Source organism: Streptomyces sp. NPDC088194, assembly GCF_040702025.1.
Classification (GTDB): Bacteria; Actinomycetota; Actinomycetes; order Streptomycetales; family Streptomycetaceae; genus Actinacidiphila.
Window position 1 is genome coordinate 29,612 of sequence record NZ_JBFBIV010000029.1, and the last position, 12,867, is coordinate 42,478.

Consider the following 12,867-nt stretch of genomic DNA (forward strand, 5'->3'; position numbering starts at 1 on the left):
GTTCGGGGGGCGCCGGGTCATTGGCCGGCGTTCCGCATGAAGGAGGTGCGCAGGCGGTAGCGGTCGCCGGCGTAGCGGATCGACGAGGACAGCAGCGGCCGCTGGGCGCGGTCGCGGACGATCTGCCGCATGTCGAGGACGGGGGTGCCCGCCGCGATGGCGAGGTGGCCGGCGAGCGCGGCGTCGGCGGGCCGGGCCTCGATGGTGGTGTCGGCCTGGGCGAGCTCGAAGCCCGCGTCGGCGATCGTGTCGTAGAGGGACCGGACGGTGAAGTCGACCGTGTCGAAGCCCGCGGCGACGTCGGTGGGGACCAGCGAGTGGTCGACCGCGATGGGTACGCCGTCGAGCATGCGGACCCGCTCCAGCCGGTACAGCGGGGTGCCGGGGGCGATCTGGAACGCCTCCGCCTCGTCGAAGCTGGCCGGACCGGTCTCTCGGCGCAGCACCTGCGAGGTGGCCAGCAGGCCCATCCGGCGGGCGGTCTCGGAGAACGACTCCAGGGTGTTGGGCCACTCCTTGCGCTCCGCCGCGGAGACGTACCAGCCGCGGCCCTGCGCGGCGCGCAGCACTCCCTCCTCCACCAGCGCGGTGAGCGCCTTGCGCAGCGTGACCCGCGAGATGCCGAGCATCCGGCACAACTCGCGTTCCGGGGGCAGCCGGGAGCCGGGCTTGACCTCGCCGACGGCGATCCGGTTCTCCAGCGCCTCCTTCGCCTGCATCCACAGCGGCTCCGGGTAGCCGCCGGTCAGCGCGGCCGGCACCGCAGGCAGCTCCGGTACCGCCGGCGCCGGTGTTCGCGGTGCCGGTGCCTGGCCCGCCGGTGTCCGCGGTGCCGCCGCGGGGTCCGGCCGGCGCGCGCTCATGTGATCCGTGCTCATGCCGGCGCCTGGACCTTCGGCTCCTGGACCTTCTCCCACGTGCCCGAGCGCATCGAGGCGTAGCAGGCGTCCAGCACGTGGTTGACGACGACGCCGTCCTCGAAGGTCTCGCGGGGCACCTCGCCGCGGGCGAAGCAGTCCACGAAGTGCCGCATCTGCTGGCTGAACCCGTAGGCGCGGGCCTCCTCCGGCACCGGGTAGACCCAGCCGGTGTCGGCGTCGGCCTTCTCCACCAGGTAGCCGGCCGGGCGCTCGATGAAGCCCCACACCGGTGTCGCGGAGGTGTCGGTGACCAGGCGGCCGGCGCTGCCGACGAGTTCGTGCCGCAGTTGCATGCCGCCCTTCTCGATCCACGACGACTCCACGGTGGCCAGCTGGCCGCCCGCGAACTTCAGCAGCGCGATCGCGGTGTCCTCGCCGGTGGTCCGGTCCGCGTGGGCGAGGGTGGCGCCCCACGCGAAGACCTCGGTGATCGGGTTGTCCTTGCCGAAGAAGTGCCGGGCGGACTCCACCGTGTGGCACCCCATGTCGAGCAGGGCGCCGCCGCCGGCGGTCTGCGCGTCCCAGAAGTGCGGGGCGTGCGGCCCGGAGTGGGCCTCGCGGGCCCGCATGGTGAGCAGATCGCCGATCGCGCCGGCCGCGACCATGTCGTGCGCCTTGGCGATGTTGGGCGAGAAGACCGAGCTCTCGGCGTAGCCGTGCCAGACGCCCGCCTCGCGGACCACGTCCAGGATCTGTGCCGCCTCCGCGCCGGTGCGGGCCAGCGGCTTGGTGCACACCACGCCCTTGCCGGCGGCGGCGACGGTCCGTACCGCGTCCAGATGCGCCTCGTTGGGCACCGCGACGACCACCAGGTCGACGGCCGGATCGGCGCACAGGGCGGCCATGTCGTCGTAAGCGCGGGCCGCCGGGGCCCACTTGGCGGCCAGCGCGGTGGCGCGCGCGAGGTCGCGCGAACAGGCTGCCACCAGCGTCGCGTTCCTCACGTCCTGGAGCGCGTCCGCGTATGTGTCGCCGATGAATCCCGAACCTATGAGACCGACGCCGATCACGCGTTCCTCTTCCCTCGTCCTGCGGTGGCCGGCCGCGGGCGGTGCCCGCAGCCGGACTCTCACGTTAGTTCTTTGGTCTGCTTATGGTATGTCAGGGGTCCACTAAATATAGACCACGCAATACCACTGGGGGAAAGCGGGCGGTCCCCATCAGCCCTCCAGCAGCACGTCGAAGGCCCGGGACAGCTCCTCGTCGACCGACTTCAGCTCCGGGTGGGCGTCGTAGTGCGCCAGCACCTCCCGGGCGCCCTGCGAGAACGACACCTCGGGTGCGAACCCCGGTACCAGCGCGCGCAGTTTGGAGGTGTCGAAGAGCATCGAGTGCCGGAAGTCGTGCTCCAGCACCTCGCCCCAGCCCGGCACCCGCTCGGCGATCGACTCGCTGGCCCGGTGCCGCAGCAGGGGGTCGCGCACCCCGGCCGCCGTGGCCAGGGCGAGATGGATCTGGTCCCAGGTGAGGATGTCGCCGCTGACCACGTTGACGCTCTCGCCGACCGCGTGGTCCAGGCCGAGCAGCGCCACGAAGGCCCGCGCGAAGTCCCGGGCGTGGGTGAGGGACCACAGCGACGTGCCGTCGCCGTGCACCACCACCGGCCGCCCCGCGCGCATCCGCTCGATCGCCGTCCACCCGGCGAGCACCGGGACCACCGTGCGGTCGTAGGTGTGGAAGGGCCGCACGATCGTCAGCGGGAAGCCGGTGTCGCGGTAGGCGTCCTCCAGCAGCAGCTCGCAGGCGATCTTGTCCCGCGCGTAGCCGAAGACCGGCTGGCGGCGCGGGCTGGACTCGGTGATCGGCAGGTGCGGCACCGGCCGGCCGAAGACCGAGCAGGTGCTGATGAAGACGTACTGCCCGGTCCGGCCGGTGAACAGCTCCGGATGCGCCCGCACGTCGTCGGGCGTGAAGCCGACCCAGTTGACGACCGCGTCGAACTCCTCGTCGCGCAGCACCGCCTTCAGCGCCGCCGGGTCGCGGACGTCCGCCCGCAACTGCCGTACGCCGTCGGCGACCGCCCGCACCGGCTCCGAGCGCGTCACGATCGTCACGTCCACGCCCTGGGCCGCGGCCCGCGCGGCCGCCGCCGAACCGATCATCCCGGCACCGCCGAGGAACAGCACCCTCATGCCTGCTCCTCGGTCGGCGCCGGGACGACCGCGCCACGGGACAGCCCGTGGCCGACCAGATGGGCGTAGGAACGGCGCAGCGCCTCGAACGTGTCGATGTGCAGCCGCTCCAGCTCGACGATGTGCCAGCGCGGACCCGACGGCGTCGTCAGGGTGCGGGTCCAGTCGATCCGGCCCTCCCCGATCGGCACCATCACGTCGTCCTCGTAGGAGAGCGCCGGGCCGTCCTTGACGTGCACGAAGCGCGCCCGCTCGCCGAGCCCGGCCAGCACCTGCGCCGGGTCGGCGCCGCCCATCACCGTCCAGTAGGCGTCGAGTTCGACCAGCACCCGGTCGTCGAGCAGCTCCAGCAGCAGGTCGTACGCCGACCGGCCGCCGAACTCCTGGCTGAACTCGGCGAAGTGGTTGTGGTAGGCGATCCGCATGCCGCGGCCGGCCGCGCGCTCGGCGGCCTCGTTGACCCGCGCCACGCCGCGCCGGATCGCGTCGGGGGAGTCGAACTCCTCGCGCTCCATGCTCCACACCAGGACCTCGGCGCCGAGCTCCTGGTTCTGGTCCAGCAGCCGCTCGGCCTCCGCCCCGGCCGGGAACGGGGTGTGCGCGCTGGTGAGGGTGAGCCCGGCCGCCGCGACGGCGTCCCTGACCCGGGCCGGCCCGAAGTGCTCCACCAGCCCGTAGGTCTCGATGCCCAGGTAGCCCAGCTCCGCCAGCCGGGCCAGGGTGCCCTCCAGGTCGGCGCGTGCCTGGTCCAGCACCGTGTACATCATGACGCCGATACCGGCTGCCATGTCTCCTCCTCCGGCCGGCCGCGCGGGGCCGGCGCTCGTCGTCTCAGTCACGGCCGGCCGCCCACAGCAGCGCCTGCCGGACCAGGGCGCGCACCGGCGGCTCGCCCCAGGAACGCATGTCGTGGCCGAGCGCGAGGTAGACCACCCGGCCGGCCCCGACCTCGCGGGCGTACAGCACCGGGATGACCGCGCCGTCCGCCCGGTGCCGCTGCGCGAGCACCGTCACGTCCTCGTCGGCGAGCTCGAACTCGTAGTACTCGTCGAAGAGTTCGAAGTCGGTGACGCCCGCGGTGATCGGGTGCTCCGCGACGATCTCGATGGTGTGCCGGCCCTCGTGGTGGCCCGGCCCGTGCGAGAGGTAGCGGTTGCCGAGCAGCTCGAACATCGGGCGGTCGGCCGGGTCCAGGCCGTCGCCCTGCCAGCCGAGGATGTTGGCGCCGTGCACCCCGACCAGCCCCTTGCCGGCTCGCACCGCGTCGGCCAGCGCCTGCTGCTGGCCGGTCGCGAAGTGCCCGCCCGCGGTGTAGAAGAGGTAGACGTCCGCCTCGGCCGTCTCCGGCCGCGGATCGGTGAACCGGCTGGTGCCCATGGCCTTGCGGGTGGCGAACCCGGCCTCGACACCGAGCTGCTGGAAGACTCCGGCGGCACTGAGCAGGTCGTGGTGGGTGTCGTCGCCGTTCACGACGACCATGGCTCTCGGCGTCGTCAGGTGGGACATGGCTCTCCTCGCGGGGGTGCGGCAGAAAACGGGATCGGGGTGCCCGGCGCCAGCGCACGGGGCGGGTGGATCGGACCGGGCGCGCGGTGCGGGCCGGGTGGGCGGTGCGGACCGGGCGCGCGGTGCGGGTGCGCGGCCCGCGGTGCGGGTGCGCGGCCCGCGGTGCGGTGCGCGGGCCGCGGCGGATCAGACCGGCTTCAGCCGCAGCGCGACCACCGGGTTGGGCACCGGGCTGAAGTAGGGGTCCTGCGGCGTGGGGAAGCCGGTCGCCTTCGCGGTGCTCCAGTTGCCGTAGCTGCCCCAGTAGAACATCGGTATCCACGGCAGGTTCTCCACGAAGATCTTCTCGATCCCGTCCAGGATCTGCTGCCGCTGGGCGTCCGTGGTCGCCTTCGGGTACTCCTTGAACAGCTCCGCCGCCTCCGCGTTCCGGAACCGCTCGATGTTCTGGTACGTCGGCGTCGCCTTGCCGAGCGGGAAGTACAGATTCGGGTTGATGGTGTCGTAGTAGTAGGAGAACGCCCGCGGCGCGGAGTTCACCGGGTAGCCCATCGTGGAGTCGAAGTCACCCTTGGCGGTGCGGGTGTTGATGTCGTTCACCGTGGTGGTGTCGATGGTGAGCTTGATGCCGATGTCCTTGAGCTGGGAGATCAGCACCTGCACCCGGGAGGCGATGTCGGTGTACGCCGACGGGAAGGTGATCGAGAACTCCAGCCGCTTCCCGCCCTTGCGGTAGTAGCCGTCGCCGCCCTTGGTGTAGCCGGCGTCGGTCAGCGTCTGGTGCGCCTTGCCCACGTCCTGGGTGAAGTCGAGGCCCTTGTACTGCGGCGCGATCGACGAGGTGTACGCGGGCATCGGCAGCCCGGTGACGCTGGTGGCCGGCGGCGAGGCGGTGGCCGCGCCGACCTGCTTGCGGTTCACCCCGAGGCTGATCGCCTTGCGCACCGCGATGTCGCTCAGCGGCCAGCGCTCCAGGTTGGGGATCAGGCCGTCGGTCCCGGCCAGCGGCGCCCAGTAGTTGTTGTGCTTGCTGCGGCTGAGGTACGTCCGGTCGGCGTTGGCGATGTACGTGCCGCCCCAGTCCGCCAGACCCTGGACGAGCGCGTTCGTCATGCTCTCGTTGTCCTTGTACGCGACGAACCGCAGCGACTTGATCTGCGCCTTCGGCTGCCAGTAATCCTCGTTGCGCACCAGCGTGAAGCTCTGCGGGGAGAACTGGTCGAGCTTGTACGGGCCGGTGCCGACCGGGTTCTTGTCGGTGTACGTGACCGGGTTCTTCACCGTCGACCAGATGTGCTTGCTGACGATCGGGACCGACACCACTTCGGTGAAGAACTGCTCGGAAGGCACGTCGAAGGTGAAGACGATCTGCGCGGGGCTCGGCGAGGTGACCGTGCTGAACTTGACGCCACCCAGGTTGAGCGCCCCGTTCTGCTTCAGCAGGGTGTAGGTGAAGATCACGTCGTCGGCGGAGAACGCCGTGCCGTCCGTCCACTTCACACCGGTCTGCAACTCCAGCGTCAGCGTCTTGTTGCTGTTCGACCAGCGCCAGGACTTCGCCAGCCAGGGCAGGTCATGGCCGATGTTGACGGTGTTGATCTGGACGAGCGGCTCGTAGATGAAGCCGCCGGACCCGGGGCTGGTGTAGGTCAGTCCCTGGGCGGTGTTCTCCAGGAACGGGTTGAAGACCTGCGTGAGGTTGTCGGCTTGGGCGGCCACGGTGAGCGTGTCGCTGCCGCCCGAGCTGCCGCCGCCGGACGGCTGGCAGGCGGACAGCGCGAGGGTGCCGGCGCCTGCCAGCGCACCTGCGAGGACGCCGCGTCTGGTCATGCCGGACGCGAGGGGCGACTGTGAAGTGGTCACGTGCGTCTGCTCCTTGGAAGTAGGGACAGCGGATGAGCTACGTGCGGGCCGGCGGGGTGCGGCCCTGGGGAGATCAGGAGGCGGGTGCGTCCGGAGTGTCGGATGCGTCCGGCGAATCGGGCGTGGCGGCGGTCGCCGGCGCCGGTGCGGTGGCGGGGGTGGGCGCGGTGGCGGTGGCGGTCGCGGTGGCGACCTCGGCCACGGGTGCGGTGAGGTTCGCGACGGCCTCCGCGTTGTCCGCGCGCCTGGCGCGGGCCTCGGGGTCGTCGGCGTACAGCCAGCACCGGGCGGTGTGGCCGGGGGAGAGCTCGAACGGCTCCGGCACCTGGCCGGCGCACCGCTCCATCGCGTACGGGCAGCGCGGGTGGAACCGGCAGCCGGACGGCGGGTTGATGAGGCTGGGCGGCTGCCCGATGTCCCGGACCCGGTCCGCCCCGACCCGCGACGGGTCCGGCGCGGACGCGATCAGCAACTGCGTGTACGGGTGCGCCGCCTGCTGCGTCACCGCCTCCGACGGGCCGGACTCGACCACCTGGCCGGCGTACATCACCGCGGTGTCGGTGGCGAAGTAGCGGGCGGAGGCGATGTCGTGGGTGACGTAGAGCATCGCCGCGTTGCGTTCCTCGGTGAGGCGGCGCAGCAGGTTGAGGATGCCCAGCCGGATGGAGACGTCGAGGCTGGAGACCGGCTCGTCGGCGAGGAACACCTCGGGGTCGGCCGCCAGCGCGCGGGCGATGGACAGCCGCTGCAACTGCCCGCCGGACAGCTCGTGCGGGTACTTCGCGGTGAACTGCCGCGGCGGCACCAGGTTGATCTGGGTCAGCAGGTCGTCGATGACCGCGGTCCGGTCCTTGCCGTGCTTGCCGGGGTGGTGCAGCGCGACCGCCCGCTTCAGGGTGCCGGCGATCGTCGCGACCGGATTGAACGAGCCGAACGGGTCCTGGAGGATCAGCTGGACCTTGCGCACGTGGTCGCGGAAGGCCCGGCCGCGCAGTGCCCGGACCGGCTCGCCGTGCAGCCGCACCTCCCCGCTGGTGAGCGGGTAGAGCTGGGCGAGCAGCCGGGCGAGGGTGGACTTGCCCGAGCCGGACTCGCCGACCAGCGCGGTGATCCGGCCCGCGTACAGCCGCAAGGACACGTCCTCGACGGCGTGCACCACCTTGCGCTCGGCGCCGCGCACCGGCAGTCCGCCGCGCACCGGGAAGTGCTTCGTCACGTGGACGGCTTCCAGCACGGGCCGCTCGGCGGCGGTGCCGCCGGTGCCGCCGGTGCCGCCGGTGCCGCCGGCGCCGGTGGCCGCCGTGGCCGTGGTCTCAGCGCTCATCGGGTCTCACCTGTCGCCAGTTCGTTCGGGGTCGTCTCGGGGTGCGCGGGCCGCGCCGTGCCGGGGCCGGCGGCACCGGGTTCCGCGCCGGCCTTCGCCCCGGGTGCGGCGTCGGCGTGCAGCAGGCAGGCCGCCAGCCCGGTGCCGCCGCCGGGTCCGCCCACCTGGTACAGCGGCGGCACCTGCGTGGCGCAGGCGTCGAACGCGTGCGGGCAGCGCGGCCGGAAGGCGCACCCGGTCGGCAGCCGGCGCAGGTCGGGCGGGGAGCCGGGGATGCCGGTCAGCTCCCGCTTGGGCCCGCCGAGGGTGGGGAAGGACGCCAGCAGCCCGCGGCTGTAGGGGTGTTGCGGACGGCGGTAGAAGTCGTCGGCCGGCGCCATCTCGACGACCTTGCCGCCGTACATCACCGCGATGGTGTCGGAGAGTTCGATCAGCAGCGACAGGTCGTGGGTGATGAAGACGACCGAGAAGCCGAGCCGGTCCTTGAGCTCCATGATCTTCTCGATGATCTGGCGCTGGATCACCACGTCGAGCGCGGTGGTCGGCTCGTCCATCACGATGATCTCGGGGTCCAGTGCCAGCCCGACGGCGATCATCGCGCGCTGCCGCATCCCGCCGGACAGTTCGTGCGGGTAGGAGTTGGCGCGGTCGGCCGGGATGCCGACGATGCCGAGCAGTTCGATCACCCGGGCGGCGCGCTCGGGCGCGTTCATCTTCGGCCGGTGGGCGACGATGACGTCCTCGATCTGCGCGCCGATCCGCAGCACCGGGTTGAGCGCGTGCATCGCGGACTGGAAGACGATGGACAGCTCCTCCCAGCGGAATCCGCGCAGTTCGGCGTCGTCCATGGCCAGCACGTCGACGGTGTCGCCGTCCGGGCCGGTGTAGTGGACCTCGCCCTGGCTGATCTCGGCCGGCGGCTTGTGCAGCCGGGTGATGGCGTAGGCGAGGGTGGACTTGCCGGAGCCGGACTCGCCCGCGATGCCGAGCACCTCGCCGCGGCGCAGCCGGAACGACACGTCGCTGACCGCCGGGGTGCGGCTGCCGCCCTCGCCGACGTACTCCACCCGCAGGTTGCGCACGTCCAGCACGACGTCGGTGCTGTCCTGGGTGAACGGGGTGGGGGCCGGCCGGCGCACCCGCGGGCCCTGCTGCTTGACGCGGCGGGTCCGCTTCGCCGACACCTGGCCGCGCTGGGCCTTCTTGGTGCCGATGCCGGCCTGCCGCAGCCGGGGGTTGATGAACTCGTCGATGCCGAAGTTGACCAGGGACAGCGCGGTGCCGAGCACCGCGATCGCCAGCCCGGCGGGCACGAACCACCACCAGGCACCGGTCAGCAGCGCGCTGCCGGTCTGCGCCCAGTACAGGATCGTCCCCCACGACCACTGGGTGACGTCGGCCAGGCCCAGGAACGCCAGGCTGGCCTGGGTGAGGATGGCCATCGTCACCGTGCCCAGGAAGGACGCGGCGATCACCGCCACCTGGTTGGGCAGGATGTCCTTGACGATGATCCGCCAGGTGGGCTCGCCGGTGGCGCGTGCGGCCTCCACGAAGTCCCGTTTGCGCAGCGACAGGGTCTGCGCGCGCAGCACCCTGGCGCCCCAGGCCCAGCCGGTCACGGTGATGACCAGGATGATGCCGAGCGAGCCGCTGTGCGGCAGGTACGCGGCCAGGATGATGGTCAGCGGCAGGCTCGGCAGCACCAGGAACACGTTGGCCAGCAGCGACAGCACCTCGTCGCCGAGGCCGCCGACGTAGCCGGCGGTCACGCCGACCGCCACCGACAGCACGGTGGTGAGCACGGCGGCGCCGATGCCGACCAGCATCGAGGCGCGGGCGCCGTAGAGCATCTGCGACAGGACGTCCTGGCCGTTCTGCGTGGTGCCCAGCCAGTGCGAGCCGGACGGCCCGGCGAGGGTGGTGTCGCTCACCGACGACGGGTCGTACGGCGAGATCCACGGCGCGACCACGGCCAGCACCACGAAGATCAGCACGATCACCAGACCGGTCAGGGTCAGCGGTGAGCGCAGCAGGCGCAGCCAGAGACGGTCGGGACCGGCGGAGGACTCGGCCGCGGGGCCGGCGCCGGCGGTGTCGGGGACAGCGGCGTCGGACTCGGCCAGGGCAGCGGGTTGCAGGGCCATGATCAGCTCTCCCTTGTCCTCGGGTCGAGGAAGACGTACGCGATGTCCGCGACGAGGTTGGCGACGAGTACCAGCACGGTGATCAGCAGGAAGATCGCCGACATCAGCGGGTAGTCGGCCGCCTGGGCGGCCTTGAAGAGCACCGATCCGATGCCGGGGTAGTTGAAGACGACCTCGGTGACGATGGAGCCGCCGATGACGAAGCCCAGGGACATCGCGAAGCCCGACAGCGACGGCAGCATCGCGTTGCGCGCCGCGTAGGTGTACATCACCCGCCGCTTCGACAGGCCCTTGGCCTCGGCGAGCCGGACGTAGTCCTCGCTGAGCGTGGTGACCATCATGTTGCGCATGCCGATCAGCCAGCCGCCGATCGACGCCACGGTGATGGTCACGGCCGGCAGCACCGCGTAGTTGATCGCGCTGCCGATGAAGCCGCTGTTCAGTCCGATGTGCTGGTCGAGCGCGTAACCGCCGGACAGCGGGAACCACTTGAAGGTGATCGCGAAGAGATAGACCATGATGATCGCGAACCAGAAGTACGGGATCGACGACAGGAACGTCGTGATCGGCACCAGCGAGTCCAGCCAGCTGCCCCGCTTCCAGCCGGCCAGCATGCCCAGCGCGGTGCCGATGACGAAGCCGAGCACCGTGCAGATCGTCACCAGGATCAGCGTCCAGTACATGCTCTGCCCGAGCACCGTGCTGACCTTCGACGGGTAGTAGGCGTAGGAGGTGCCGAAGTCACCGGTGAAGACGCTGTGCCAGTAACTGACGTACTGCTGCCAGAGGTTCTGGTCGGACTGGCCGAACAGCACCCGCAGCGCGTGCACCGCGGAGGGGCTGAGCTTGCCGTGGAACTGCTGGATCAGGTTGTCGGCCGGGTTGCCCGGCATGATCCGCGGGATGAGGAAGTTGAGGCTGATCGCCGCCCAGGCGGTGAGCAGGTAGAAGGCGATCTTCCGTAGCAGCGTGCGCACCGGTCACTCGCCTTCACGATCGGGTCGACAGGCCCAGCGGGCGGCGCGCCGCACCAGCTCGCGCATCGCGGGCTCGCCCCAGATCCGCATGTCGTGGCCGAGTTGGAGGTAGCAGACCCGGCCCTGGCCGTACTGCCGGGTGTGCAGCAGGGGTTCGGTGCCGGTGGCGGTCTCCCGCCAGGCGACCACCTGAGCGTCGTCCGCCGTCGCCAGTTCGTAGTGCTCGTGGGTCACCTCGAACGGCGGTATGCCCGCGGTCAGTTCGTGGTCCGGGTCGAGCCGCACCTCGAACCGGCTCTCGTGCGGCAGCGGCCCGTGCGAGAGGTAGCGGCCGCCGATCAGCTCGGCGAGCAGCCGGTCGCCCGCGTCCAGCCGGTCCGGCGGCGAGGCGAGGACCGTGGTGGAGTGCAGCGCGACCAGGCCGCAGCCGCCGTGCACCGCCCGCGCCAGCGCCTGGCGCTGCCCGGTGGTGAAACGGCCCAGCGCGGTGTACAGGACGATCACGTCCGCGTCGGCCGCGCCGTCCAGCGGGGCGGTGCCGAGCCCGGTGCGGGTCGCGAAGCCCTCCTCGGTCAGCGTGCTTTGCAGCACGGAGGCCGCGGTGAACAGGTCCTCGTACACGTCGTCGCCGCTGATCACGGCGAGGGCGGACGGCCCTGCGGGGCGGCCGGCCGGGGCCGCGGCACGGGCGCGGTGCCCGGCGGCCCGGGCGGCGGGCCTCGCGGGGTGGCCGGCCCGGACATGGCGGGGCTGGGATATCTGCATGCGCAGGCTCGATTCAGTAGGTGGAGCGCAATTCACCGGTAGGGCTCCAGAAGCCCTCTGCGCGCCCGCTGGTCAGGGCGTTGTCCATCCGGTCCAGCGGCAGCACCACGCGCCGCCTGGACCTGCTGCTCTCATAGGTGGCGAAGATCAACTCGGCGCCGCGCAGCGCGTGTTCGGCGTGCAGCGCCGGCCGGCTGCCGGTCCGCAGCGAGGCGACCAGGTCGCGGATCGCGTCGGCGGTGCCGGCCACGATCGCGGGGTCCACACCGCGGTCCCAGGTACGGGAGTCGGTGTCGAACGGCGACTCGCGCAGCAGGTCGTCCTTGCCGAAGCGCCGCAGCAGGGTGCGGGCGCCGCGGATGTCGGCCCGCCCCCGGGTGCCCTGGACGATCAGTCCGAGGCCGTTCTCCAGGTTGAGCGCGGAGGTGTGCGGTTCGCGGCCGGTGGAGACCACCGCCCGTACCCCGTCCGCCCAGCCCACCTGGGTCAGTGAGGCGGTCTCGGTGAAGACGCCGTACACGTAGCGGTTCACCGAGACGTCGATCTGGCCCAGCACCCACTCCGGGGCGGCGTCCTGCCGGTGGAAGAGGATGAGGTCGAGGATGTGGGTGCCCCAGTCGAAGAGGTTGGGGCAGTACCCCTCGACGGTCACCACGTCGCCGATCTCGCCCTGCGCGATCCACTCCCGGGCCTGCCGCTGCACCGCCTCGAAGCGCCGCTGGAGGTTGAAGGTGAGCTGCACCCCGGCGTCGGCGGCGGCGGTCACCATGGCGACGGCGTCGCCGTAGCTGAGCGCCATGGGCTTCTCGCAGTGGATCGCCCGGGCGCCCGCCGCGATCGCCGCCCGCACCACGTCGAGGTGGAGCGCCGGCGGCGTGCAGACGCTGACCAGGTCCGGCCGGGTGGCCGCGAGCAGCTCGCGGAAGTCGCGGTGGACGGCGGGCACTTCGAGTTCTGCGGCCAGCGCCTCGGCGGACGCGGTGTCCACGTCGGCGAGACCGGTCAGCGCCACCCCGGGGGTGGCGAGATAGCCGAGGGCGTGCACCCTGCCCTGCGAGCCGGCCCCGACGACAACCGCCGACAGGTCCGCACTGGAGACCCGCATGGAGTCGTCCATGCATACCTCACCTTCTCCGGACGCTAGTGATGGTGTGCCAAACGCATACCACTTGGCGACATCTTATTCCGAAGAGCGGCCCTGTCTAGGGGTCGAACAGCAGGTAACGCGGCGGAAAC

11 protein-coding genes and 1 pseudogene are annotated in these 12,867 nt (G+C 71.6%); all 12 read right to left on the minus strand.

Features of this window, described 5'->3' with window-relative positions; translation table 11 throughout:
- Positions 1–17: 17 nt before the first annotated feature.
- Entirely contained in the window at positions 18–878 is an 861-nt protein-coding gene (locus AB0399_RS18110) for a GntR family transcriptional regulator (protein ID WP_366411971.1), read from the minus strand.
- Positions 875–1,930: a Gfo/Idh/MocA family oxidoreductase gene (locus AB0399_RS18115; protein WP_366411972.1), complete on the minus strand. Its 1,056-nt coding sequence runs from the start codon at positions 1,928–1,930 to the stop codon at positions 875–877. Before AB0399_RS18115 ends, AB0399_RS18110 begins: the two co-directional genes overlap by 4 nt.
- Positions 1,931–2,080: 150 nt before the next feature.
- A complete protein-coding gene (locus AB0399_RS18120; RefSeq protein ID WP_366411973.1) occupies positions 2,081–3,052 on the minus strand; it encodes an NAD-dependent epimerase/dehydratase family protein in 972 nt (323 codons plus the stop codon).
- The gene (locus AB0399_RS18125) at positions 3,049–3,840 is read right to left on the minus strand and encodes a sugar phosphate isomerase/epimerase (protein WP_366411974.1); all 792 of its coding nucleotides are present in this window, start codon (positions 3,838–3,840) and stop codon (positions 3,049–3,051) included. The genes AB0399_RS18120 and AB0399_RS18125 overlap by 4 nt, the downstream gene beginning before the upstream one ends.
- Before the next feature lie 43 nt (positions 3,841–3,883).
- Entirely contained in the window at positions 3,884–4,558 is a 675-nt protein-coding gene (locus AB0399_RS18130) for a ThuA domain-containing protein (protein ID WP_366411975.1), read from the minus strand.
- Positions 4,559–4,744: 186 nt separating this feature from the next.
- Positions 4,745–6,421 carry an ABC transporter substrate-binding protein gene (locus tag AB0399_RS18135; RefSeq protein ID WP_366411976.1) on the minus strand — a complete coding sequence of 559 codons (1,677 nt, stop codon included), beginning with the start codon at positions 6,419–6,421 and terminating at the stop codon, positions 4,745–4,747.
- Between the two features lie 73 nt (positions 6,422–6,494).
- Positions 6,495–7,745, minus strand: coding sequence for an ABC transporter ATP-binding protein (locus tag AB0399_RS18140; RefSeq protein WP_366411977.1), 1,251 nt, complete (start codon positions 7,743–7,745; stop codon positions 6,495–6,497).
- Positions 7,742–8,884, minus strand: a complete 1,143-nt coding sequence (locus tag AB0399_RS18145; protein ID WP_329373595.1) for an ABC transporter ATP-binding protein — start codon at positions 8,882–8,884, stop codon at positions 7,742–7,744. The genes AB0399_RS18140 and AB0399_RS18145 overlap by 4 nt, the downstream gene beginning before the upstream one ends.
- An 84-nt stretch (positions 8,885–8,968) precedes the next feature.
- Positions 8,969–9,889: pseudogene (locus AB0399_RS18150) on the minus strand (ABC transporter permease); the annotation flags it as partial.
- Between the two features lie 2 nt (positions 9,890–9,891).
- A complete protein-coding gene (locus tag AB0399_RS18155) occupies positions 9,892–10,866 on the minus strand; it encodes an ABC transporter permease (protein ID WP_329361323.1) in 975 nt (324 codons plus the stop codon).
- A gap of 3 nt (positions 10,867–10,869) precedes the next feature.
- On the minus strand, positions 10,870–11,631 hold the full coding sequence (locus AB0399_RS18160) for a ThuA domain-containing protein (RefSeq protein ID WP_366411978.1): 762 nt from the start codon (positions 11,629–11,631) through the stop codon (positions 10,870–10,872).
- 13 nt (positions 11,632–11,644) lie between these two features.
- The gene (locus AB0399_RS18165; RefSeq protein ID WP_366411979.1) at positions 11,645–12,748 is read right to left on the minus strand and encodes a Gfo/Idh/MocA family oxidoreductase; all 1,104 of its coding nucleotides are present in this window, start codon (positions 12,746–12,748) and stop codon (positions 11,645–11,647) included.
- Positions 12,749–12,867 lie beyond the last annotated feature (119 nt).